The following is a 22577-nucleotide window of genomic DNA, read 5'->3' as shown; positions in this document are numbered from 1 at the left end:
GTTTTACCGCTCTTGCCGTCAGAGCCACTCAATGTCGCTGAAGCCTCGGGCGATGTAGCCGCCCTTCGAGAAGGATTCGCCTTCGTAGCCAAAGATCGGCCAAAGGTCCTTCTGGTTATAGAGGCCCGTTACGAGTCCGCCGCGAATGGTTTGGAAGAACGGTGTGTCCTCGATCTTGCGAAGAATGGCCAGGCGGTCTTCTTCCCAGCCGAGACCGAGGTAACCGCCCTTGCCGGCACGCTTGTCGAGATCGGCGACGCCGTCGACGACAAGCTTTTTGGTTTTCGGGTCCTCACCGGCCTTGGCGTCGTAAGGCTTGACGGCGATCGCATAGAAGCGGTCGGGCACCTGATCGTGCGGATAGACGTCGCGCGCCATCTGGATCAGGGTCGCCATGGTCTGCGGATCGAGATTTGTCGTCTCCAATCCCCAGGCGAATTTTGGATGGATGATCGAACTGCCGCTGATGATGAGAATGGCGCCAAGACTGGCGCTGCCGCCACTCTTCAGAAGATCGCGGCGGGATATGCCCTTGCCGCTCGGGCCGGACTCGTCCCGATCCGGCTTGCGGTTGAAGATTGTAACCATTGAATTCCTCCCTTGCTTGCTATCGGCACCCGCCGGAGAACCGGCGAAATGCCCTTGCTGGCTATGACGGCGTTCCTCCAACGCCGCTCGGCCGGTTCAGACGAACCGGCCTTGTCTTTCCAGGACTTCGATCTTGTATCCATCCGGATCTTCGACGAAGAAGAAGCGCGCGATCATCGTTTCCTCCCGCTTGAATTCGACAATATCGCGGACCTTGTAGTCGAGGCCTTTCAGCCGCGCGTGGATGGCGTCGAGGTCGTCGACGCTGACCGCTAGATGACCGTATCCGTCCCCAAGATTATAGGGCTCGGTCCGGCCTTTGTTGATCGTCAGTTCGAGTTCGAACGGCGTTTCTTCATTGCGCAGATAAATGAGCGTGAACGTATCGAAGTCCAGCTGGTCGGCGACGTCGAGACCGAAAGCCGACTTATAGAATGACCTCGATTTTTCCTCATCGAGAACACGGATCATCGAATGAATGGCTTTTGCCAAGGGCGCCTCCATGGAGGTTGACGGGTTCGTCTCAAAACGAGGTTGCAGTGTCGAGACTTGTCGGTGATTATGCGCCTGGGAGAAGAAAAGTGGTGGCAATCGGCTACCACACCGCCTTGCAAGCGGAATAAATTTTCTCAAAACGCACCAATGACCATTCCGTCCGTTCGGGCACCGATTACGGACGCGGTCATCAGGCAGAAAGGGAGGTCTTGATAATGTGCAAGGTATTTGCAGAACAGGATCCGCAGGGTTATCGGCAGATCAATCGTTCTGTGCGCATCGGCGGACATTCTACCAGCATTCAACTTGAAGCGACGTTCTGGCAACTGCTCGACGAGATTGCCGAAAGCCAGAAAATGACGACGCCGCGCTTCATTTCGACGCTCTATGACGAGGCTTTGCAAGCACAGGGAGAGATACCCAATTTTGCTTCCATGCTGCGCACGACATGTGCGCTTTATCTGCGCGGCGTCCAGATTGCAGCCGAAAAACCCGGAGAATGCGGGTCGGCGCTGATCAATGAACATGCGGCCTGACTGCCGCAACAGGCCTAGGCCGGAATTCGCACGACGGCCCTCAGCCCTCCGGCCGGGCTTTCATCCAGCGTAATGTCGCCGCCATGGCTGCGGGCTATATCGAGCGCAATGGCAAGGCCGAGCCCGGTCCCGCTCGAGTCCTGATTGCGTGCCTCGTCGAGCCGGAAGAATGGCTTGAACACCTCGTCGCGCATCTCCTTCGGAATGCCGGGACCATCATCGTCGATGGTGATCGTCAGCCAGCCTTCACGATGGTCGGCCAGAACCAAGACATTCCTGGCGTAGCGGAACGAATTCGACACGAGGTTCGAGATCAGGCGCGAAAAAGCATTGGGGCGGACCTGAATGACCGGCTCGCCCTTGATGTTCGAACTGAAGCCGCGCTCGAGCAGCGTTCCTTCCTCCTTGAGCTTGGCGAAGAAGCGCTCGAGGCTGAATGCGCCGGTTTCCTCCTCGGCCTCGCTACGCGCAAAAGCAAGATAGCCTTCGAGCATCGACTGCATGTCGTCGATATCCTGCTCCATGGCTTCGGTGTCGACCCTGTTGCCGACGAGGGCGAGTTGCAGCTTGAAGCGCGTAAGGATCGTGCGCAGATCGTGGCTTACCCCGCTCAGCATGGTCGTGCGCTGTTCGATCTGCCGTTCGATGCGCTCGCGCATGACGATGAAGGCGGCGCCGGCGCGCCGCACTTCCTCGGCGCCGCGCGGCTTGAAGTCGGGAGGCGGTGAGCGTCCCTTGCCGAAACTGTCTGCCGCCGATGCAAGCTGCTGGATCGGCTTGATCTGGTTGCGCAGGAAGAGGATCGCAATTGCCAGGAGAACGAGGGCGGAGCCTGCCATCCAGACCAGGAAAATCAATGTGTTCGACGCATAGGCCTGGCTGCGGCGCGCGAAGACGCGCAGCACCTTGTTGTCGAGCTGGATACGAATTTCCACGAGGTCGGAGTCCCCGATCGTATCGATCCAGAACGGACGGTTGATCTGGCGCGTGATTTCCTCGCTGAGGATGCCGTCGAGAATCGAGAAGAACGGCTTCGGGCCTGGTGCGGGCAGCGGATCGCCCGGCAATATGGAGATGTTGAGCGCAAGGCGTTCGCGGGCGATTCGAATGAGATTCTCGTATCCGGGATCCTGTGGATAGGTGTCCATCAGGTCGATAATGCCGGCAATGTCGCGCACCACAGCCGTGGAAAGGCGCTGGGTAACGGTTTGCCAGTGCCTTTCCATGAACACGAAGGCGATTACCGACTGCAACAGCACCATCGGGGCGATGATGATGATCAGGGATCGCGCATAGAGCCGTTTCGGCATCCAGTGCGCGAGCCAGCGCGTGAACTTTCGCCAGGGACCGAGCAGCGTGCTTCGCCTGCGCCGCCAGTGACGCTTTCTGACGGCCAATGCGCGCTTTGCGGTATCAGTCTGTGCCATTACTCGTTGTCCGCTCACGCATTGGAATGGCGCGGATCACGAGGGTCGGGATCCTACTCCACGCTGAGTTTATAGCCGACGCCGCGCACGGTCTGCAACCAAACCGGATTGGCTGGATCGTTTTCGATCTTGCGGCGCAGCCGGTTGATCTGGACGTCGATCGTACGCTCGCCGACATCGCCCTCCTGGCCCGTCAGTTCGTGCCGGGGCACGGTCTCGCCGGCGCGCGCGGCGAAGATCGCCATGATATCCTGTTCGCGATCGGTGAGGCGAATGATTTCGCCGGACCGTTTCAGTTCGCGCTTGGCGATGATGAACGTATAGGGGCCGAATACGATCTGTTCGATCTTGGCCTGGGCTGCCGGGGCGCCGCGGCGCAATATGTTGTTTATCCTGAGAATCAGTTCGCGCGGATCGAACGGCTTCGGCAGATAGTCGTCGGCGCCGGCTTCGAGCCCGGCGATGCGGCTGTCGGTTTCCGACAGCGCCGTCAGCATCAGGATCGGCACGGTCTTTTCCTTGCGCAGCGACTGCGTCAGGGCAACGCCGGTTTCGCCCGGCATCATAACATCCAGAATCAGGAGGTCGAAATCAATGCCGGCAAGTTTGCGGCGGGCGTCGTCGGCGTTGGCGGCCACCGTAACACGAAAGCCGCTGCCGGTAAGATATTGCGACAGTAGATTGCGAATTCGGGTGTCGTCGTCGACGATGAGCAGATGCGGCGCATCGTCCGATAGCGGATGTTCTTCACTCACCAGGTGTGTCCCTCTGATTGCCGGGTCTTGCGTCCCTTGTTCTTTCAATTCCAATTCTTCGTGCACTAAATTTCTATCCTGCCTTGGGTAGACTGTCGATCTGTTGCCATTGTGAAGGATTGACCATTGCCTTGAGGAAATGTTCGATCACGGCGCGGTCGGAGTGACCGATTTGGTCCAATGCACCGGCAATGCGGCGTGATTGCGGTGCCGCAAGTTCGAGCGCGAGATCGCGCCCTTTGGGTGTGGGGTATAATTCGCGCTGGCGCCGGTCGTGCGGGCCCGGTATCTGGACCACATGGTCGGTATCGATCAACTGCTTCAAGACGCGGGCGAGGCTCTGCTTGGTGATCTGCAGAACGTCCAGAAGTTCGGCCACGGTCATTCCCGGCTTGCGATTGATGAAATAGAGTACGCGGTGGTGCGCGCGCCCGAAGGAAAGTTTCTCGAGGATCATGTCGGGATCGGCCGTGAAGTCGCGATAGGCAAAGAAGAACAGCTCGATGATGTCAAGTTCGCGCGCGTCGCTTTTCGTCAGGGCTGTCTCGATATGCCGATCGGGTGTATAAGATTTCATGCAGGTTTCCCGCTCCAGTTGGAAAATTATGTCAGCGTTGTTGACATAATTTTAGACTGTTGATAATTTTTGGCAAGCTGTTGGCCGCGTTTTGAACAAAACGAAAAGCCGATGAGTGTTTCCGAGACATTTTCCTCTTCGAAACGCCTGTTTGTGCCTGCCGGCAATGGTACACCAATCGGTATTCTGGACCAGTTGGTAGCAACTCGAACTTGAAAAAATAACAGGAATCCAACGCCTGGAGGAAAAACATGGCATCCGTCCCATTTGATCAGCTTGAAGGTTACATCTGGATGAACGGCGAATTCGTTCGCTGGTCGGATGCAAAAGTTCACGTGCTGACCCACGGGCTGCACTATGCAAGCTCGGTTTTTGAAGGCGAACGCGCCTATGGCGGCGAGATCTTCAAGCTCAATGAACATACCGAACGTCTGCACGAATCAGCGCGCATCCTCGGCTTCAAGATACCCTTCACTGTGGAAGAATTGAACGATGCCTGCCGGAAGCTTCTGGCAAAGCAGGGGTTCAAGGATGCCTATATACGTCCCGTCGCCTGGCGCGGCAGTGAGACCATGGGTGTTTCCGCCCAGGCCAACAAGATCAATGTCGCCATCGCCATATGGCAATGGCCGAGCTATTTCGATCCTGCGCAAAAGCTGAAGGGCATTCGTCTTGATCTTGCCGAGTATCGCCGGCCGGATCCGAAAACGGCTCCATCGAAGTCGAAAGCCGCCGGCCTCTACATGATCTGCACCATCTCCAAGCATGCCGCTGAAGCCAAAGGCTACGCCGATGCCCTGATGCTCGACTGGCGCGGACAAGTCGCCGAAGCCACGGGCGCGAATGTCTTCTTCGTCAAGGACGGCGTCATCCATACACCGACGCCCGATTGCTTCCTCGACGGCATCACGCGGCGCACCGTCATCGATCTAGCCAAACGGCGCGGCTACGAGGTTGTCGAAAGGGCGATCATGCCTGAGGAACTGGAAGGTTTCGAACAGTGCTTCCTGACTGGAACCGCCGCCGAAGTGACGCCAGTCTCCGAGATCGGACCGTATCGTTTCAGCGTTGGTGAAATCGCAATCAAACTGATGAATGATTACGCTGCGGAAGTAATGCCAAAGAAAGCGGCTGCAGAGTAGACGAAAGTCTAATGAAATTAGTGTTTGATACCCTGTTAAAACGACGCCAAGTTGTTTGACTTTGCTTAAAACATAGTCATCATGACCATGTCAGGCATGAGTCTGGCATGAAACGTTGACGGGGTGTCAATCATGGAAGCGCTTCTTCCTATCATTATCCAGCTTATCTCAGGTGGCGTCGGCGGCAATATTGTCGGCGGACTTCTCAAGAACCTGAGCCTCGGCACAACCGGCAACACGGTTGCTGGCGGTATCGGGGGTCTCATCGGCGGATATCTGACGCAATTTCTCGGCGCCGGCGGTGCCGAGGCGGTCGCGAACGCAGCAGCATCGTCGGGGCTCGATCTTGGCGCGATCATCGGCCAGGTCGCCGGCGGCGGTATCGGCGGCATTATCCTGACGGCGATCATCGGCGCGATCAAGAATTCGATGGCGAAGACCTGATCTGGTTTCGGGACATAACGAGTTTTGGGCGGCCACTGGCCGCCCTTTTCATTTGCGGATTGAGGCTTATAAGGTTGAGCGAATAGAGGATGGTTGCGCTTCATAAGCGGCCCGCCATCTGAAATAAGAGGGCTTTTCCGCGATGATAGGCCCGCTGGTGATATGTTAGACAGGAACAGGAAGGCATATTAATGGGACAGTTGCAGGCAGGAATCATCCCCGTTACGGCCTTCCAGCAGAATTGCACGATCCTTTTCGACAGTGACGACAAGCATGGCGTGCTTATTGATCCGGGCGGCGACAATGAACAGGTGCTGGGCGCAATCCAGGCGAACGGCATCATCATCGAAGCGATCTGGATTACGCACGGCCATATCGATCACGCGGCCGGCGCAATGGATATGAAGGAAGCGCTCGGCGTCGAAATCATAGGACCGCACGAGGCGGACCGCTTCCTGCTCGACAGTATCGAGGCGAAGGCGGTGCAATACGGCATCACCGATAATGTGCGCAACTGCACGCCGGATCGGTGGCTGAAGGACGGCGACACCGTGTCGTTCGGCACGCATGTTTTCGAGGTGCTCCATTGCCCAGGCCATGCGCCGGGACATGTCGTCTATTACAACCGCGCCGCCAAGTTCGCGCATGTCGGTGATGTGCTTTTCAATGGTTCGGTTGGGCGGACCGATCTGCCGGGCGGGGACCACGCAACGCTGGTCAACTCGATCAAGACGAAGTTGCTGCCACTTGGCGACGATATTGGCTTCATCTGCGGCCATGGCCCGGGCGGGCGCTTTGGCGAGGAGCGCCGGACCAACCCTTTCCTGACCGGCGAATAGCAAAACCGCCGGACTGGCCGGCGGTTTTGGAATGTTTATGGCTGCAAGTCAGTTGGCGTTGCAGAAATAGTCGCGGCCATCATATCCACGGAAGGTACCTGTTTCCGGGTTGAATGACCGGTACCGGTTCGAGCAATAACGGTACCATTCACGCGACCATGGCCGTGCGCCGGCGCCGTAATAACGCGGAGCTTCGCGGTAGACCGTTACAGGGCGGCGATAATAGCCGTCATCGTAGTCGCGATAGATCACGTCGGGCTGGCGCGGCGCTGCAAGAGCGCCACCGATCAGGGCGCCAGCAGCAAGACCTGCGGCACCTGCGACCCAGGCGTCGCTGTTGTCGTGATGATAGTAACCGCCATGACGCCAGCGCCAGTTGTCGGCGGAGGCAGAGGTCAGCGGTGCAACGACGGTTGCAAGCGCGGCGGTTGTGAGAATGGCAATCTTGGTGCCGATATTCATGTGTGCCTCCTTGAAGCATGCTGCAGAGCGCCATGCGCTCTGGCGTAGTCCTGACTGAGACAATGCTGTAGCCTCAGTTGTAGTTCCGTTTTAAGCCTTTCAGAATGAATGCAGGCTGAACAAATGCCAGTGCGCTCGCCTGCCGGTCATTTCTGACGGCAGCCCGAGAAAGCACATAGAATTTTAGCAAATCCAAGGCATCGAAGCACAAAACGCTTAACGTGGCGACTGGCCGAATGGCGCGCCAAAATGATGCCGTCTGAAATCCCCGACAGCCGATCGGGGATCTTTGGCAGCACAAGCTGCCGGTATTATTCGGTGATCGTGATGTTGACGGCCTTGGGGCCCTTGCCACGACGATCCGGTTCGGTATCGAAGGAAACCTTCTGATTGTCCGCGAGACCTGTGAGCCCAGAAGCCTGTACGGCGGAAATGTGGACGAAAATGTCCGCTGCGCCGTCGTCGGGCTTGATAAAGCCAAAGCCTTTTTCACTGTTGAAGAATTTGACCGTACCGGTCTGTGCCATGCTTCGTTCCTTTTCCTTACTTACCGCGTCCCCCCTCGGGTTAGCGGGATTGGTAGAGCCGTTTTCGGTGCGTTACGTCCAACGGTGTCATGCAGGCAGTTCTCGAATTCAGGAAAGGAGCCGATCATTGCCGGGATTGCTCCCGACCCGGTATTCTTGCGGTTCCGGCGCGCCGTTCTTCCAGTCTTCCAGTGTTCGCAGATGCCCGAACGCTTTGAGACTGCTAGAATAAGTGTTTTTTGGCAAGCAAAAGTTTTACTACCTTTTAGTCGACTATATCGAAGGACATTGCGGGCTGCATACTTGGCGAAGTAAAAAATCGCCTGAAGTTCGCCCGATGACACCTTTGACGCGAAAGAAACGAGACGTTCCAAGGGGTGTATCGCGCCCGCTCAGCGGTTGCGCAGCACGATGCAAGCGCCGCCAGCGCTGTGCAACTGGGCGCAGATCTTGTCGGCTTCCGGACGGCTGTCGGCGCCTATCCGCACCGCATAGATGCCGCGCCTTCCCATCGGAGTGCGGTTGCGGCTGATGACCGGCTCATGCGTATTGAGGATGGCGGGGAAGCTCTGGCGCAGGCGGTCGAGCTGGCGGGCCGCGGCAGCGCGGCGGAAATTGCCGGCGATCTGGATTCCCCAGGGCTTGGGCTTGATCTGCGACATGGCAACTGTCTCAAACCGGACGATCGGCAACTGGCGGCACGCGGCATCGAAGCTGAGCTTGGCGTTGAGCGGACGCTTGTTGATGTCGGCTCCCGCAGCAAAATCATCGGGCGATTGCCCGGTTATGTCGAGGACGTATTCCTCGGTTTCGAGGGGAAGGAATCCGCCGCTGGCCAGCCAGTTGGCAACGCGCGTCGGGCCGGCATTATAGGCGGCAGCGGCCAATCCCCAATTGCCGAATGCCTTGCGCAAGTCCTTGAGAAAGCTCGCGGAAGCCGGCAACGCCTTGTGAAAGTCGAAGGGGTCGTCGAGCCGCCTTTCTTTGGCCGTACGCGGCATGAACTGGGCGATGCCCTGCGCGCCGACCGGGCTCTCCGCCTGCACATCAAACCGGCTTTCCTTCCAGATCAGCCGGGCGAAGAAATCGCGTGGCACACCGAAACCGTCGGCATGGGTCGCAATGGCGGCGCATATCTGCCCGATGGTCGGAGGCGGCGGTGGCACCTGCGGCGCGGCAGCCGGGGACTCGGCCGCCGACGCGCCCAGCGAAGGCAGGAGCATCAATGCCAGGAGCATGCCGGGCTTTGCGAGCCAATTCACTCTGATGCCATTCCCCGTTTACGCTTCGGCGGAAGATGCCAAGCATGGCCCCAAATCTGCTAAAAGGTCGAACGCCCGATTCCATGCTCGGGCGCTGCAGACAATGTTTGAATGAAGGAAAATAATCATGCAAGTGGAACGCGATATGCTTGCGCCTGGCGCTCTTACCACGATCGGTTTCGATGCCGATGACACGCTGTGGCAGAACGAACAGTTTTTCCGCAGTTCAGAACGGCATTTTGCCGATCTCCTCGCGCCCTATGCCGACGTTCCTGACCTTTCCGGGCGGCTTCTTGCCGTCGAAAAGCGCAATCTCGACCTGTACGGCTTCGGGATAAAGGGGTTCACCCTGTCTCTCGTCGAGACCGCCGTGGAGGTCACCGAAGGCCGGGTGCCCGCATCGATCATCGCCGATATTCTCGCGGCGGGCCGCGAAATGCTGCGCCACCCCGTCGAGACGCTGCCGCACGTTACGCAAACGCTGGAGGCGTTGTCTGATGCCTACCGGCTGGTGCTGATCACCAAGGGCGACCTGTTCGATCAGGAGCGCAAGCTGGCGCAATCGGGGCTTGGCGACTTTTTCGATGCGGTCGAGATCGTAAGCAACAAGGACAAGGCGACCTACGAGACCATTTTCCGGCGTCATGGCGATGGCGCGGAGCGGGCCATGATGATCGGCAATTCGCTGAAATCCGATGTGGTGCCGGCGCTCGAGGCGGGGAGCTGGGGCGTCTTCGTACCGCACGAACTCACCTGGGTGCTCGAGCACGTCGATGCGCCTGTTGAGGAGCCACGCTTCCGGCAGATCAACCATCTCGGCGAACTCTTGCCGCTGTTGGGCGATTTAGCCTGACTATTCCGCTGCTTCCTGTTCGGGCGCGGCTTCCTCGGGGCCGTTGGGATCGCCGGGGCCGGTCTCGCAGCCAAGATCGGGAAAGGCAACGATGCGATTGCCGGTAAAATCGGTGCGGACCACGATCAGGCCCTGTTCCTCGAAATAGGTGAGCAGCCGGCGGGCACGTCGGGCCGAGTGCGTACCGTAGGCCCGCGCCAGCGTAGCGTCGGACGGGCAACTGCTGCCTTTAACCGCGGCTTGCGCAACAATGAAGAACACGCCTTGAACATCGTCAGGCAATGTCTTGGAAAGTTCGAGCGCCTGCTGCCATGGCTCGCTTTGCGCCGTTTCACCATCGATGCCGGCGCGGGCGACCGCAAGGCGGCGCCGAAACTCTGGCAGGGTCAGTGCATCGCCTGGCACGCGGCGAATGCGGCAGCGGACGAGGAAATCCTGGTAAAGGACGGCATCGGTGCGGAATGACGCGTCCGGATCTGCAAGCATTTCCTGCATGACGGCGCTGATCGACGTGTTGCGCTCCGCCTCGTCGATTTCGGGGAAGAGCATCGGGGCAGGGTTGTCCGGCTGGGCAGCCGCCTTTGCCGCCTGGTTGAGCTGGCTCAGAATGTCCGCAGTCGGCGTTGTCGGCGGCGGAGTGGGTGAACGCCAGATTGGCGTCCTGCGCTCTTCCGGGGCCGGCGTGAAGATCAGGTCTCGGGCATCCTCACCAGGCGGCGGCAGCGGCGTGAGCTTGGGGCTCGATGACCGCGCGGAGGTCTCGACCGTGCCGATTGTAACCGCCAAGGGCCTTCGCGAGAGGGCGGGTCCAAGTGCCACGAAATGACCGCGGGCGAGGTCGCGGAACTGTTCGGCCTGGCGTCGCTCCATGCCGAGCAAATCCGAAGCGCGGGCCATGTCGATATCGAGGAACGTCCGTCCCATGAGGAAATTGGAGGCTTCGGCAGCAACATTCTTGGCGAGCTTGGCGAGACGCTGGGTGGCGATAACGCCGGCAAGGCCGCGTTTGCGCCCCCGGCACATGAGGTTGGTCATCGCGCCGAGCGACAGCTTGCGGGCCTCGTCCGACACTTCGCCGGCGACTGCCGGAGCGAAAAGCTGGGCTTCGTCGACGACGACGAGCATCGGATACCAGTAGTCGCGCTCCGCATCGAAGAGGCCGCCGAGAAAGGCCGCCGCGCAGCGCATCTGCTGCTCGACATCAAGGCCTTCAAGATCGAGGACCACTGAAACGCGGTGCTGGCGAATACGCGCTGCAATGCGCGTCAGCTCGTTTTCCGTGCGTGCGCCATCAACAATGACATGGCCGTATTTCTCGGCAAGGGTGACGAAATCGCCTTCCGGATCGATCACGCATTGCTGGACCCATTGCGCGCTCTGTTCGAGCAGGCGGCGCAGGAGGTGGGATTTGCCGGAACCGGAATTGCCCTGCACGAGAAGACGCGTGGCCAGAAGCTCTTCGAGATCGAGCATGGCTCTTGCGCCGGCGGGCGCCGCTCCCATGTCGATGTCGACCTTCATCCATGCTCCAGTTGCTTCAAGTGATTCCGCGCGACGAACCGGCGCGCGGACTCTCTTAGCATCGGTCGATGTCCTCGACGCAGGGTTTTCGACGGAAACCCACAGCTCGTTTTGTCGCCGCCCGGCGCTCAACCCGCCGGTGCGGGTTCCGGGACGGCATCGTCCTTGCTCTGCTTGCTCAATGTCAGCACCAGCAGCGCTGCAATGAGGCACAGGATGCCCGCGACAAGGAATGCGGGGACATAGGTCGCATATTCAGTGCGGGCAAAACCACCGCCATAGGCCGCTGATGCCGCGCCGAGCTGGTGTCCGGCAAAGATCCAGCCGAACATCAGGCCTGCCTTTTCCCGGCCGAAGCGCTCGGTCGCAAGCTTCACCGTCGGCGGCACGGTGGCGATCCAGTCGAGCCCGTAGAACATGGCAAAGAGGGAGAGGCCATAAAAGGAGAAGTCCGAATAGGGCAGATAGAGCAGCGAGAGGCCGCGCAGGCCATAGTACCAGAACAGCAGCCAGCGATTGTCGACCCGATCGGAAAGCCAGCCCGATCCAATCGTGCCGAAGAAATCGAAAAAGCCCATCATGGCAAGCACGCTTGCGGCCCCAACGGCGGCAAGACCGTAATCGCCGCACAACGCTACGAAATGCGTGCCGATCAGGCCATTGGTACTTGCGCCGCAAACGAAGAAGGTGGCGAACAGCACCCAGAAGGTCGAACTGCGCGATGCCTCCTTCAGCGCCAGCAGCGGCATGGTAATGAGCGAGAGCAGGCCGCCGGTCACCGGCAAGGCGGTCGCGACGAGCTTGTCGCCATAGGCCGGCAAGCCGACATCCGACGGGCGATCGCGTATCAGGAAAAAGACACCCACAACGGCGACGAGCAGCATAGCGCAGATCAGCACGATAGCCGTGCGCCAGCCGTAGTTTTCGCTTAACGAAGCCATCAGCGGCATGAAGATCAACTGACCGGTCGCGGAACTTGCGGTCAGCATGCCCAGTACGAGGCCGCGCCGCTCGGTGAACCAACGCGTCGCCACGGTTGCGCCGAGCACCATGGCGGTCAAGCCGGTGCCGAAGCCGACGACGACGCCCCACAGAAGCACGAGCTCCCAGATCCGCGTCATCGCCAGCGAAGCAAAAAGTCCGGCCGTGATGAGGATCAACGCAACGCAGACGACACGTCTGACGCCGAAATAGTTCATGAAAGCGGCGGCGAAAGGCCCCATGAGGCCGAACAGCAGGAGGCGGATGGAAAACGCGGTCGCGATCTGTTCCGTTTCCCAGCCGAACTCCTTTTCAAGTGGAACGATGAGCACGCCGGGCGCGCCCACGGCCGCGGCGGTGACCAGCATCGTGATAAAGGTGACGGCAACAACGACCCAGCCATAATGAACATTGCGGCGGGCCAGCAGGGCGGCGAGAGTTGTGGAGAGCATGGTTCGGCTTTCGCAAATGTGGTGTGGCGTCTATCAGATGAGGGGAGCCGAAGGCAGGTCGAGAACTTCGAGCTTGCCGCCCGTCAGCCGCTGGCGCGTGCGCACGCTGCCGATCAGTTCATGCGGCGCGCCCAGTGCAATTGCGCTGACGCGGTCAAGTCTTTCTACCTGTTCATTGGTGAGAACCAGTGCTGTGGCGCCGATATTGTCGCGGAACTGATCGAGCGTCTTCGGGCCGATGATCGGCAGGACGCCCTTGGCGGCGACCCATGCAATACCGACCTGGCTAGGCGTTACGCCGATTTCTGCAGCGATTGCAATGACTTCATCGATGATGAGTGTGCGCTGTGTGCTGTCTTCGTGCTGAATGACGACACCCAGACCAGTTGCGCGGCCTTCTTCACCCTTGCGGTATTTGCCGGTCAGAAGTCCGCCGCCGAGCGGCGACCAGCCGACGACGCCAAGCCCGAAACCGCGCGCCATAGGCAGCAGTTCACGATCGGCAGTCCGTTCGACAAGACTGTATTCGGTCTGGAGGCCGACAATCGGCGTCCAGCCGCGCAGCGCGGCGATTGTCGCGCCGCTGGCGATCCGCCAGGCGGGGAAATTGGAGAAGCCTGCATAGACAATATTTCCGGCGCGAACGAGGTCTTCGAAGCCGCGCACGATCTCGTCAATGGGCGTCATCTCATCGGACATGTGAGCCCAAAGCAGGTCGATGCGCTCCGTCTTCAGCCGCTTCAGGCTTGCCTCCACCGCCTGGATCATGGATTTGCGGCTATTGCCGACAACCGAGGGCCCGACATTGGCAGACGCGCCGTGGGAATATTTGGTGGCGAGAACGAAGTTGTCGCGCTCTGCGGCGATGAGATCGGAGAGGATAGTCTCAGACTGCCCGAACTGATAGCTGTCTGCGGTATCGATGAGATTGCCGCCCGCTTCAGCATAGGCGTCGAATATCTGCTTGGCGACGTCAGGAGTGGAGCCATAACCCCAGCCTGTACCGAAATTGCCGGTACCAAGCGCAAATTCCGAAACCCGCAGGCCCGTATGATTGCCGAAAAGCTTATAGCGCATGAACTGCTCCTGTGCGGGCGTATCGCAGCCGCATTTAAATGATGATCATAATGATTGACTATAAATGACGTTCATCATATAAAATGTCAACAAAGAATTTTCGTGAGGATGGTGTCATGCGTGTGAGCAAGGAACAGGCTGCCAAGAACCGGGACCGCATCATCGAAGTTGCGAGCCGCGAATTTCGCGACAAGGGCTTCGATGGCATCGGCGTCGCGGATCTTATGAAAAGTGCTGGCCTCACCCATGGCGGGTTCTATGGCCATTTCGCCTCAAAAGACGATTTGATCGCCGAAGCCTGTGCTGCTTCCATGGACCAATCGGCGGAAAAGTGGGGCAAACTGGCGGATCGGTCGCCCGAAGAGGCGTTCGCAGCCCTCATCAATGCCTATCTCCTCAAGGAGCATCGCGACCACCGGGCAACGGGTTGCACCATGGCGGCGCTTGCTCCCGACATCGCGCGGCAGAGTGGACGCGTCCGCGAGCGCTTTACGCACGGAACGCGTGCCCTACTTGATATTCTGGCTAAGATCATCCCGGGCGTATCCGCAGAGGCGAAACGCGAGAAGGCGCTTGCCACCATGGCGGGTCTCGTCGGCACGCTGGTTCTTTCGCGCGCCGTCGATGATCCGGCATTTGCCGATGAAATCCTTGCGGCAGGGCAGGCGGCCTTCGGCAAGCAGGACTGATCAACCAGCCTAAACTGGGCTGCCCTGATTACCGCCCTGGCCGACCGGTCTTGCCGGGTCGACGCTTCTTGCGCGCATCGCCGGCATCTTCGTAAGACCCAACGCCCGAACGCTCACGCCGCACGATTTCGTGGTCGTTCCTGTTCGTGCCGGTAAAGGCGGGCTTTTGCGGCACTGAACCGACGACTGGCTTTTCCGTCCGACCGACAGTCATCTCGTCGAGCGTGTTCTTGCGGAAGACGCCGAGCGGGCGCGTCGTGTCACCGCCCATCTCGTCGAGATGCGGCTTGCGGAACAGCTGTGAGTCCTGGTCCTGATCGTCGGTGACGACGCGGTGCATCGCCCGCCCGGCATTGTGCCGTCCCTTGGTGCGTCCCGTGGCCGGACTTTCCAGTTCCACCTCGCGCGCCATCGGGTCGTCCGCGATCGCAAGTTCCGTCTCGCGCAGGCGCTTGATCTCGTCGCGCAGCCGTGCCGCCACTTCGAAGTCGAGGTCGTCGGCCGCTTCGCGCATCTGCCGTTCGAGATGCTCGAGATGCGACTTCAGATTGTTGCCGATCATGGCGCCGGACTCGGCAAAGCCGGAAATGTCAGCCCGTACGTGGTCACGTTCGTAAACACTGTTGAGAATATCGGCGATGTTTTTCTTGACGCTGGCGGGCGTGATGCCGTGCTCGGCGTTATAGGCCTCCTGCTTCTCGCGGCGGCGGTTGGTTTCCGCCATCGCCCGCTCCATGGAGCCTGTCACGTGGTCCGCATAGAGGATGACCTTGCCGTCGACATTGCGGGCGGCACGGCCGATCGTCTGGATCAGCGAGGTTTCGGAGCGCAGGAACCCTTCCTTATCGGCATCGAGAATGGCGACAAATCCGCACTCGGGAATGTCGAGACCCTCACGCAGAAGGTTGATGCCGACGAGAACGTCAAAGGCGCCGAGCCGCAGGTCACGTAGGATTTCAATGCGTTCGAGCGTGTCGATATCCGAGTGCATGTAGCGCACCCGCACACCCTGCTCGTGCAGATATTCGGTCAAATCCTCGGCCATGCGCTTGGTGAGAACCGTAACGAGGGTACGATAACCTTTGGCGGTCGTCTCGCGAATTTCGCCGAGCACATCATCGACCTGGCTCTTCGCCGGGCGTACCTCGACCGGCGGATCGATCAGGCCAGTTGGCCGGATGACCTGTTCGGCAAAGACGCCGCCGGACTCTTCCATCTCCCAGTTGCTCGGTGTTGCCGAGACCGCAACGGTCTGCGGGCGCATGGCGTCCCACTCCTCGAAGCGCAGCGGACGGTTGTCCATGCACGAGGGGAGGCGGAAGCCATATTCGGCGAGGGTCGCCTTGCGGCGGAAGTCGCCCTTGTACATGGCGCCGATCTGCGGAACCGTAACGTGGCTCTCGTCGATAAAGACCAGCGCATTGTCCGGAATATACTCGAACAGCGTCGGCGGCGGTTCCCCGGGCTTGCGGCCGGTCAGATAGCGCGAATAATTCTCGATGCCGGCGCAGGAGCCAGTGGCCTCCAGCATTTCCAGATCGAAGGTGCAGCGCTGTTCGAGGCGCTGCGCTTCGAGCAGGCGTCCAGCGGCGTTGAGTTCCACAAGCCGATGCTTGAGCTCTTCCTTGATCGACCGGATCGCCTGGTTCAGCGTAGGGCGCGGCGTTACATAGTGCGAATTGGCGTAGATCTTTACCGAACGCAAATCGCCGGTCTTTTGCCCGGTCAGCGGATCGAATTCGGTAATTGCCTCGATCTCGTCGCCGAACATGGAAATGCGCCAGGCGCGGTCCTCAAGGTGGGCCGGGAAGAGTTCGATCGTGTCGCCGCGCACGCGGAACGAGCCACGCGTGAAGTCCATGTCGCGTCGCTTGTATTGCTGCGCCACGAGATCGGCGAGCAGGGCGCGCTGGTCGAGGCGGTCGCCGATCTTCATCTCGAAGGTCATCGCCGTATAGGTTTCGACCGAGCCGATACCGTAGATGCAGGAGACGGAAGCGACGATGATGACGTCGTCACGCTCGAGCAGCGAGCGGGTGGCCGAGTGGCGCATCCGGTCGATCTGCTCGTTGATCGAGGATTCCTTCTCGATATAGGTGTCCGAGCGTGGAACGTAGGCTTCCGGCTGGTAGTAATCGTAGTATGAAACGAAATACTCTACCGCATTGTTCGGAAAGAAGGATTTGAACTCGCCGTAAAGCTGCGCGGCCAAAGTCTTGTTTGGCGCGAGAATGAGGGCCGGACGCTGGGTCTGCTCAATCACCTTGGCCATGGTGAAGGTTTTACCCGAACCCGTAACGCCGAGCAGGACCTGGGTGCGGTCATCATCCTTGATGCCGGAGACGAGATCCTGGATTGCCGTCGGCTGGTCGCCGGATGGCTGGAAATCGGTCTCCATGCTGATCTGGATGCCGCCCTCGGATTTCTCCGGGCGGGCCGGTCGGTGCGGCTGCCATGCGGCTCCGTTCTTGAAGAGCGGATTGCCACTCTCGATGAGCGCCGCCAGCGCTGCGACCGTTGCCGTGGCTCCGCCCGGTGCGATACTTCCAGCATCCTCGAGCCCGATATCGAGGCCTGCAACGGGATTAAGGCCTGCGGCCGCGCGCGTCTTCGGGTCGGTCGATCCGCCGATCGACGTCCCGCGCGATGTCCGCGAAGCGCTGGATTGCGTCTTCGCACCCTGCTTTGCCTTGGCCTTCGCTGGCTTGGCTTTGGCCGAAGCTTCGGTGATCTGGTTCGCCCAATCGCTGATAGAGCCGGAAAGCGGCGTGCCTTCCAGCTCGGATTGGGGCGCTTCGCCGAAACCGCTTACATTGTACTTGTCAGGAGATTTAGCCATTCGTCGAATATGGTAAGAGTCCGGCGAAATGGAAAGGGCGGCCCGGCAGAAACTGACAGGCTCCTGACAACAGGTTGTCAGGAGGGCGGCCAAGCCAGGCCGGTTTGCTGGCAATCAGCCGTAGCGGATTTTCAGGCCGAGAATGGCGAGGATGAGCAGGAAAGTGACGCCGTTTGCCATGATCACCGGCCATGAGCCGATCATCATGCCGTAGATCAGCCACAGAAAAACGCCGAGCATCAGCGAAGCGTTGGATACAAGGGAAATGCTGGCCGTTTCCCGGTGCCGCATGATCTTGATGATCTGCGGGATCCAGCACAGCGTGGTGATCACGGCAGCAAGGCTACCGACAAGTTCAATATGGAGCGGCACGGATCGGGTCTTTCGAAGAAAAATGCGATTAATATATGAGCTGATTTTTCCTTGAAATACAGCGGAATAATGGCATCAAGCTTTACATGCGACAATTATTTTCGTGGAACGCGGGAAGGCAGCTTTGACGGCTATGGCTGAGCGCGCCGAGGCGGGAACGCGACCGGCCTCAGAGCCCAGATCGATAGGTCCATTGGGATCATACGATCAGCGGATCACGTCCCATGCCGAGATGCAGGTCATGGCCGTCATAGGCGTGCGCGGCGGCGACGTTCTCGTTAAGTTCGACGCCGAGGCCGGGGTCCGAAGAGGGGATGACGTAGCCATCCTCCCACTTGATCGGCTTTTTCAGGATATCGGCGTGGAACCCTCCGAAGCCCTGGATGCATTCAAGGATCAGGAAGTTCGGGCTGCAGGTGGAGATCTGGATGTTGGCGGCTCCGACGATCGGCCCGCAATAAAGGTGCGGTGCGATCTGCGCATGGAATGTCTCCGCCATGCCTGCGATCTTCTTGGCTTCGAGAATGCCCCCGACGCGGCCGAGATTCATCTGCAGTATATTGGCGGCACGATTGACGAGAAGGCGCTGGAATTCGTACTTCGTCGTCAGGCGCTCGCCGGCCGCGACCGGGATCGAGGTGTGCTGCTGCACATACCCCATGTTCTCCGGCATATCAGGTGGGACTGGTTCCTCCAGCCACAGCGGGTCATAGGGTTCGAGCCGCTTGGCCAGCCGCACCGCGCTGGTCGGCGTCATCTGGCCATGGGTGCCGAACAAAAGGTCGGCCTTGCTGCCCACGGCTTCACGCACGAGGCAAACGAATTTCTCGCCGAGATCGAGTTGTTCCAGCGAAAGCTGGCGCGGATCGAACGAGGTATAGGGGGCAACGGGGTCGAACTTCACCGCGGTATAGCCTTCCGCCACATATTCGGCAGCACGCTCCGCTGACGCTTCCGCGTTCCAGTAGATGGCGGAGGTCTCGCCGAGTTCGGGCTTGGGATAGATGTAGGTGTAGCTGCGCAGCCGCTCGTGCACCTTGCCGCCAAGAAGTTCATAGACCGGTTTGTCGGCTTCCTTGCCGATGATGTCCCAGCAGGCCATTTCCAGCGCCGAAATGGCGCCCATGACCGTCACGTCAGGACGCTGGGTGAAGCCGCTCGAATAGGCGCGGCGGAAAAATCGTTCGATGTGGTGCGGGTCTTCGCCTATGAGCCAGCGCTCGGCGACGTCCTCGACGACCTTGCGCATAATCTGCGGACTGACCGTGGAATTATAGGCCTCGCCATAGCCGACAACGCCGGAGTCGGTCGTCAACTTGACGAAGAGGAACCATGTGCCACCGAACGAGGGCGGCGGATTGCCGACCACGAAGGTCCTGACGTCGGTTATTTTCATGATCCCCTCCGGTACATTCGCTGTACTGCCAGACTAAGCCAGCGGCGATACGAAACCGAAACCGGTCAACGACCCGCAATGTCGGGTTTCTGACAGTTGCGGGCGAAGGCCCCTTTTCAATCCTGCGGCCGCACCCCATCATGGCGGCAACGCAATTCATTGACGGAGACGGCAATTGACCGAAGAGATGAAGCCTATCGGCGAACTCACCCTGCGCACGCTGGCGATGCCGGCGGACGCCAACGCGGCCGGGGACATTTTCGGTGGCTGGGTCATGGCGCAGATGGATTTGTCCTGCGGCATTCGGGCCGCGGAACGGGCGCGCGGACGCGTGGTGACGGCTGCCGTCAAGGAAATGGCCTTCGCAAAACCGGTCAAGATCGGCGATACGCTGTGCATCTACACCCATATCGCCCATGTCGGACGCACCTCGATCACGCTCAAGGTCGAGGCCTGGGCGCAACGTTACCTGTCCGATCTGATGGAACTTGTCACCCACGCCGACTTCATCATGGTTGCGCTGGACAAGGACGGCAAGCCCACCCCGGTTCCGAAGGAAATCTGACCGATCAGCTCTGGCTGCCGATCATGTAGCGATCCCAAAATCCAGCTGCCGATTCGATTTGCTCGACAACGTCGATCCAGAGGCCCGACGGATCATGAAATCCGAAGCGGCGCTGCCCAAAGGGCTCGTCGGTCAGCGGGTATTCGATCTTGAGGCCGGTGGATGCGATCTTGTCGAAGGCTTCCCGGGCATCCTCCACCTGGAGTTCGAAACACATGCCGGCTCCGCTGAACTTTTCCGGGCCGGGCGGGGCGGAAGGGTGGTCCGGCGTCATGAAAGCGATGCTGGCCGATTGATCTTCGGCCATGAGGTAAGAGAACCAGGTGCTGTCGAAGGCGCTGACAAAGCCAAGATGCTCGATCCAGAAGTCGCGGCAGGCCTCCTTGCGGTCTGTGACGATGATTGGATAGCGGTCAACGAAGCGCATGGGTTCCTCCCGGAGTTGTTGGACCATCTAAAAGTGGGAAAGCGGCGCGCAAGCGCAACCCCAAATTGTCAGGAGTGTTGAGCGCGCATTCAGGTTCTGGCTGCGGCAAAAACCATTTCATTTTTGGCTGGAACCGCTTCATCTTACGGGCAGGCTAATGATTTGGGAGATGGGGCGTGGCATTCTTCGGGGCAATTCGGGACTATTCCCGTCAGCGGGATGCTGCTGATAGTGCGAAGGTCGATTTTGTCGAACTCTTCTTCGACCTCGTCTTCGTATTCGCCATTACGCAGATATCGCATTTCCTCCTGCATGATCTGAGCCTCGAGGGCCTTGCCGAAAGCGCGCTGCTGCTCACCGCCGTATGGTGGGTATGGGTCTATACAATGTGGGTGACCAACTGGCTCGACCCCGCGACCGCGCCAGTCCGCACGATGCTGTTCGCGCTGATGCTCGCCGGGCTTGTGCTCTCCACCTCGATCCCCGCCGCCTTTGCCGGGCGCGGCATCGTCTTTGCGCTCGCCTATGTCTCGATGCAACTTGGACGCACCCTGTTCATGCTGTGGGCCGTGCGGCATCACGACGATGCCAACTTCCGCAACTTCCAGCGCATTGCCGTGTGGCTCAGTATTTCGGCGATCTTCTGGCTGGCCGGTGGCCTGGCTATGCCGGAATATCGTCTGCCGCTGTGGGCAGCGGCGCTGGCAATTGAGATCCTTGGGCCGGCCGTGGGATTTTGGGCGCCCCGGCTTGGCGCCTCAATCACCACGGACTGGAATGTCAGCGGCGACCATATGGCCGAAAGGGCTGCCCTTTTCATCATCATTGCACTCGGCGAATCCATCCTCGTATCCGGTGCCACCTTTTCGGAGCAAGAATGGAGCCTGGTTTCGCTGGCGGCGTTCTTGACGACTTTCGTCGCGTCCGTCGCCATGTATCTCATCTATTTCAATCTCGGCCAGTCGGCAGCGCATCACAAGATTGCAGAGACCGACGATCCGGGGCGAATCGCCCGCATCGCCTATACCTATGTCCACGTGCTGCTGGTCGCTGGCATCATCGTCGTCGCCGTCTCGGACGAGTTGGTGCTGGATCATCCGCTCGGCCATGCGGAAGCTGCCATGATCTGGACGTCGGTCGGCGGCACGGCGCTTTATCTTGTCGGCAATCTTCTCTTCAAGCGCTACGTCAATGGCCGGGTACCGCTATCCCATCTCGTTGGGCTCGTGCTGTGTGCCGGATTGGCGGTCATTTGCCCGGCACTTTCACCGCTGGCGATCGGCGCCGCGACCAGCGCTATCCTGATCGTCGTCACCGTCTGGGAATATCGGAGCTACAAGCAGCGGAAATTAAACCCGCACTGATCAGCGGCAGGCGCGGTGGCCGCTGCGCCGCTGCATCAGGTCGAAATGGAAATGCGTGCTGTGAAAACGGTCGTAACCGGGTCCGAGCACGGTGGTGAAATAGTCGCAAGCATCCGAACGAACGGTGTTGAGAAGACCACGCTGGCGGAACGAGAAGAGCCCCGGCCTTTCGACCTCGATTTCGCGGCCGTTGTTGAGCGTGATTTTCGCGATGTCGAGCGCATTTCCCCTGGCGTGCTCGGACATGGGCCGGCCGCGCTGGCTGCTCATGGTGCGGCAAGAATAGCTCGACGCCTGGTGTATGGTGTTGATGCCCGATAGGTAGCGCAGCCGCGTCGATGGCGAGAGGTCGCCCTTGACCCAGCGGGCGAATGCAAGCGTCATCTGGCAATTCAGGGTCGCCGTTGGCTTCAGCTTTATATTGCCGCTGGCAAAGCCGCTGACCGCGAGCGGATGGTCGATGCGGCAAGCGCCGCCATCGTTGATTGGCGGCTTCTCCTGAAACACCACGCCAAGCTTCTTGAGTTCGGTGCGGCAGGCCATTTCGCCGCCGGACATGCCGAGGACGCTTTCTCCGCGTGCGATAGGATCGCGTATCGCATTGGGATAGCTATAATTTTTCAGATACCCATAGCTCTTGTCATCATCCGACGGGGGTTCCATTTCCGGCAGGGAATAGGGCTTGGTTTCGCCAAGCCGCGGAATTTCCGGCGCTGCTTCGGGCGGCTGCAAGGTCGGCGTCGCCGGCTCGATCGGTTCGCTCGCCGCCTGGCTGGTGTCCGGCACAGAAATGACGTCGGGGGGTGGCCCAGACATTTGGTCCATCCCGGAGCTCGGCAGCGTTTGCGTTTCGACAGCGACCTGATTTTCCTCGCTGGCGAGCGATCTGCTGGCAATAGCGGTATCCGAACCGCTGCCGACGTCGGCCATGGGACGGCGCACTTCGTCCATGCCACAGCCACTGAGGGTCGTCGACACGGACAACAG

The 22577-nt window shown here is 59.7% G+C and carries 24 protein-coding genes; 8 read left to right on the top strand and 16 right to left on the bottom strand.

Features of this window, described 5'->3' with window-relative positions; translation table 11 throughout:
* Window positions 1-18: 18 nt before the first annotated feature.
* Complete coding sequence (locus BM074_RS17870) at window positions 19-588, bottom strand: Twin-arginine translocation pathway signal (RefSeq protein WP_091923821.1); 570 nt, start codon at window positions 586-588, stop codon at window positions 19-21.
* 96 nt (window positions 589-684) lie between these two features.
* The gene (locus BM074_RS17865; RefSeq protein ID WP_091924027.1) at window positions 685-1080 is read right to left on the bottom strand and encodes a VOC family protein; all 396 of its coding nucleotides are present in this window, start codon (window positions 1078-1080) and stop codon (window positions 685-687) included.
* Between the two features lie 218 nt (window positions 1081-1298).
* On the opposite strand from BM074_RS17865, the gene BM074_RS17860 reads away from it, so the two are divergent.
* Window positions 1299-1619: a ribbon-helix-helix domain-containing protein gene (locus BM074_RS17860; RefSeq protein ID WP_027233415.1), complete on the top strand. Its 321-nt coding sequence runs from the start codon at window positions 1299-1301 to the stop codon at window positions 1617-1619.
* Between the two features lie 14 nt (window positions 1620-1633).
* Here BM074_RS17860 and BM074_RS17855 read toward each other — a convergent pair whose 3' ends face one another.
* The 3 genes from BM074_RS17855 to BM074_RS17845 form a co-directional block, all read right to left on the bottom strand.
* A complete protein-coding gene (locus BM074_RS17855) occupies window positions 1634-2974 on the bottom strand; it encodes an ATP-binding protein (protein ID WP_091924025.1) in 1341 nt (446 codons plus the stop codon).
* 125 nt (window positions 2975-3099) lie between these two features.
* The gene (locus tag BM074_RS17850; RefSeq protein ID WP_027233413.1) at window positions 3100-3804 is read right to left on the bottom strand and encodes a response regulator; all 705 of its coding nucleotides are present in this window, start codon (window positions 3802-3804) and stop codon (window positions 3100-3102) included.
* 70 nt (window positions 3805-3874) lie between these two features.
* Window positions 3875-4378, bottom strand: coding sequence for a MarR family winged helix-turn-helix transcriptional regulator (locus BM074_RS17845; protein ID WP_091923819.1), 504 nt, complete (start codon window positions 4376-4378; stop codon window positions 3875-3877).
* 251 nt (window positions 4379-4629) lie between these two features.
* Here BM074_RS17845 and BM074_RS17840 point away from each other — a divergent pair, with 251 nt between their 5' ends.
* The 3 genes from BM074_RS17840 (at window position 4630) to BM074_RS17830 (ending at window position 6803) form a co-directional block, all read left to right on the top strand.
* The gene (locus BM074_RS17840; protein WP_091923818.1) at window positions 4630-5520 is read left to right on the top strand and encodes a branched-chain amino acid aminotransferase; all 891 of its coding nucleotides are present in this window, start codon (window positions 4630-4632) and stop codon (window positions 5518-5520) included.
* A gap of 132 nt (window positions 5521-5652) precedes the next feature.
* Window positions 5653-5964: a hypothetical protein gene (locus tag BM074_RS17835; protein ID WP_027233410.1), complete on the top strand. Its 312-nt coding sequence runs from the start codon at window positions 5653-5655 to the stop codon at window positions 5962-5964.
* A 191-nt stretch (window positions 5965-6155) separates the two neighbouring features.
* On the top strand, window positions 6156-6803 hold the full coding sequence (locus BM074_RS17830; RefSeq protein WP_027233409.1) for an MBL fold metallo-hydrolase: 648 nt from the start codon (window positions 6156-6158) through the stop codon (window positions 6801-6803).
* Between the two features lie 48 nt (window positions 6804-6851).
* On the opposite strand, the gene BM074_RS17825 is transcribed toward BM074_RS17830, so the two are convergent.
* The 3 genes from BM074_RS17825 to BM074_RS17815 form a co-directional block, all read right to left on the bottom strand.
* Entirely contained in the window at window positions 6852-7265 is a 414-nt protein-coding gene (locus BM074_RS17825; RefSeq protein WP_027233408.1) for a BA14K family protein, read from the bottom strand.
* Window positions 7266-7576: 311 nt separating this feature from the next.
* Window positions 7577-7792, bottom strand: coding sequence for a cold-shock protein (locus BM074_RS17820; protein ID WP_027233407.1), 216 nt, complete (start codon window positions 7790-7792; stop codon window positions 7577-7579).
* A 392-nt stretch (window positions 7793-8184) separates the two neighbouring features.
* The gene (locus BM074_RS17815) at window positions 8185-9015 is read right to left on the bottom strand and encodes a lytic transglycosylase domain-containing protein (RefSeq protein ID WP_228019381.1); all 831 of its coding nucleotides are present in this window, start codon (window positions 9013-9015) and stop codon (window positions 8185-8187) included.
* Window positions 9016-9181: 166 nt separating this feature from the next.
* Between BM074_RS17815 and BM074_RS17810 the strand changes: the two genes are divergently transcribed.
* Window positions 9182-9907: an HAD family hydrolase gene (locus tag BM074_RS17810; RefSeq protein WP_244532949.1), complete on the top strand. Its 726-nt coding sequence runs from the start codon at window positions 9182-9184 to the stop codon at window positions 9905-9907.
* Here BM074_RS17810 and BM074_RS17805 read toward each other — a convergent pair whose 3' ends face one another.
* The 3 genes from BM074_RS17805 to BM074_RS17795 form a co-directional block, all read right to left on the bottom strand.
* Window positions 9908-11428 carry a helicase HerA domain-containing protein gene (locus tag BM074_RS17805; protein WP_091923817.1) on the bottom strand — a complete coding sequence of 507 codons (1521 nt, stop codon included), beginning with the start codon at window positions 11426-11428 and terminating at the stop codon, window positions 9908-9910.
* A 128-nt stretch (window positions 11429-11556) separates the two neighbouring features.
* Window positions 11557-12861 carry an MFS transporter gene (locus BM074_RS17800; RefSeq protein ID WP_091923815.1) on the bottom strand — a complete coding sequence of 435 codons (1305 nt, stop codon included), beginning with the start codon at window positions 12859-12861 and terminating at the stop codon, window positions 11557-11559.
* A gap of 33 nt (window positions 12862-12894) precedes the next feature.
* Window positions 12895-13938: an aldo/keto reductase gene (locus tag BM074_RS17795; protein ID WP_091923813.1), complete on the bottom strand. Its 1044-nt coding sequence runs from the start codon at window positions 13936-13938 to the stop codon at window positions 12895-12897.
* Between the two features lie 116 nt (window positions 13939-14054).
* On the opposite strand from BM074_RS17795, the gene BM074_RS17790 reads away from it, so the two are divergent.
* Window positions 14055-14627, top strand: a complete 573-nt coding sequence (locus BM074_RS17790; RefSeq protein WP_091923812.1) for a TetR/AcrR family transcriptional regulator — start codon at window positions 14055-14057, stop codon at window positions 14625-14627.
* Window positions 14628-14655: 28 nt separating this feature from the next.
* Here BM074_RS17790 and uvrB read toward each other — a convergent pair whose 3' ends face one another.
* The 3 genes from uvrB to BM074_RS17775 form a co-directional block, all read right to left on the bottom strand.
* The gene (gene uvrB / locus BM074_RS17785) at window positions 14656-17466 is read right to left on the bottom strand and encodes an excinuclease ABC subunit UvrB (RefSeq protein ID WP_091923810.1); all 2811 of its coding nucleotides are present in this window, start codon (window positions 17464-17466) and stop codon (window positions 14656-14658) included.
* Between the two features lie 114 nt (window positions 17467-17580).
* Window positions 17581-17838 (bottom strand): SemiSWEET family sugar transporter, encoded by a 258-nt coding sequence (locus tag BM074_RS17780; RefSeq protein WP_027233399.1) that lies wholly within the window; start codon window positions 17836-17838, stop codon window positions 17581-17583.
* Window positions 17839-18037: 199 nt separating this feature from the next.
* Complete coding sequence (locus BM074_RS17775; RefSeq protein WP_091923809.1) at window positions 18038-19234, bottom strand: mandelate racemase/muconate lactonizing enzyme family protein; 1197 nt, start codon at window positions 19232-19234, stop codon at window positions 18038-18040.
* Window positions 19235-19421: 187 nt separating this feature from the next.
* Between BM074_RS17775 and BM074_RS17770 the strand changes: the two genes are divergently transcribed.
* Window positions 19422-19799 carry an acyl-CoA thioesterase gene (locus tag BM074_RS17770; protein ID WP_036815387.1) on the top strand — a complete coding sequence of 126 codons (378 nt, stop codon included), beginning with the start codon at window positions 19422-19424 and terminating at the stop codon, window positions 19797-19799.
* Between the two features lie 4 nt (window positions 19800-19803).
* Here BM074_RS17770 and BM074_RS17765 read toward each other — a convergent pair whose 3' ends face one another.
* Window positions 19804-20226, bottom strand: a complete 423-nt coding sequence (locus BM074_RS17765) for a VOC family protein (protein ID WP_091923807.1) — start codon at window positions 20224-20226, stop codon at window positions 19804-19806.
* A 176-nt stretch (window positions 20227-20402) separates the two neighbouring features.
* Between BM074_RS17765 and BM074_RS17760 the strand changes: the two genes are divergently transcribed.
* On the top strand, window positions 20403-21590 hold the full coding sequence (locus tag BM074_RS17760; protein WP_091923805.1) for a low temperature requirement protein A: 1188 nt from the start codon (window positions 20403-20405) through the stop codon (window positions 21588-21590).
* Here BM074_RS17760 and BM074_RS23510 read toward each other — a convergent pair whose 3' ends face one another.
* Window positions 21591-22574, bottom strand: a complete 984-nt coding sequence (locus tag BM074_RS23510) for an extensin-like domain-containing protein (protein ID WP_348271670.1) — start codon at window positions 22572-22574, stop codon at window positions 21591-21593.
* Window positions 22575-22577: the final 3 nt, after the last annotated feature.

This window comes from Phyllobacterium sp. CL33Tsu (assembly GCF_900113985.1).
GTDB lineage: Bacteria > Pseudomonadota > Alphaproteobacteria > Rhizobiales > Rhizobiaceae > Phyllobacterium > Phyllobacterium pellucidum.
This window is presented reverse-complemented; position numbering and strand designations above follow the sequence as displayed.

Bases quoted from the DNA above. Each gene is read 5' to 3' on its own strand.
- BM074_RS17830 (WP_027233409.1), top strand. From the start codon at position 6,156: ATGGGACAGTTGCAGGCAGGAATCATCCCCGTTACGGCCTTCCAGCAG.
- BM074_RS17845 (WP_091923819.1), bottom strand. From the start codon at position 4,378: ATGAAATCTTATACACCCGATCGGCATATCGAGACAGCCCTGACGAAA.
- BM074_RS17835 (WP_027233410.1), top strand. From the start codon at position 5,653: ATGGAAGCGCTTCTTCCTATCATTATCCAGCTTATCTCAGGTGGCGTC.
- BM074_RS17820 (WP_027233407.1), bottom strand. From the start codon at position 7,792: ATGGCACAGACCGGTACGGTCAAATTCTTCAACAGTGAAAAAGGCTTT.
- BM074_RS17765 (WP_091923807.1), bottom strand. From the start codon at position 20,226: ATGCGCTTCGTTGACCGCTATCCAATCATCGTCACAGACCGCAAGGAG.
- BM074_RS17775 (WP_091923809.1), bottom strand. From the start codon at position 19,234: ATGAAAATAACCGACGTCAGGACCTTCGTGGTCGGCAATCCGCCGCCC.
- BM074_RS17840 (WP_091923818.1), top strand. From the start codon at position 4,630: ATGGCATCCGTCCCATTTGATCAGCTTGAAGGTTACATCTGGATGAAC.
- BM074_RS17810 (WP_244532949.1), top strand. From the start codon at position 9,182: ATGCAAGTGGAACGCGATATGCTTGCGCCTGGCGCTCTTACCACGATC.
- uvrB (WP_091923810.1), bottom strand. From the start codon at position 17,466: ATGGCTAAATCTCCTGACAAGTACAATGTAAGCGGTTTCGGCGAAGCG.
- BM074_RS17825 (WP_027233408.1), bottom strand. From the start codon at position 7,265: ATGAATATCGGCACCAAGATTGCCATTCTCACAACCGCCGCGCTTGCA.
- BM074_RS17805 (WP_091923817.1), bottom strand. From the start codon at position 11,428: ATGAAGGTCGACATCGACATGGGAGCGGCGCCCGCCGGCGCAAGAGCC.
- BM074_RS17800 (WP_091923815.1), bottom strand. From the start codon at position 12,861: ATGCTCTCCACAACTCTCGCCGCCCTGCTGGCCCGCCGCAATGTTCAT.
- BM074_RS17870 (WP_091923821.1), bottom strand. From the start codon at position 588: ATGGTTACAATCTTCAACCGCAAGCCGGATCGGGACGAGTCCGGCCCG.
- BM074_RS17815 (WP_228019381.1), bottom strand. From the start codon at position 9,015: ATGCTCCTGCCTTCGCTGGGCGCGTCGGCGGCCGAGTCCCCGGCTGCC.
- BM074_RS17770 (WP_036815387.1), top strand. From the start codon at position 19,422: ATGAAGCCTATCGGCGAACTCACCCTGCGCACGCTGGCGATGCCGGCG.
- BM074_RS17795 (WP_091923813.1), bottom strand. From the start codon at position 13,938: ATGCGCTATAAGCTTTTCGGCAATCATACGGGCCTGCGGGTTTCGGAA.
- BM074_RS17790 (WP_091923812.1), top strand. From the start codon at position 14,055: ATGCGTGTGAGCAAGGAACAGGCTGCCAAGAACCGGGACCGCATCATC.
- BM074_RS17860 (WP_027233415.1), top strand. From the start codon at position 1,299: ATGTGCAAGGTATTTGCAGAACAGGATCCGCAGGGTTATCGGCAGATC.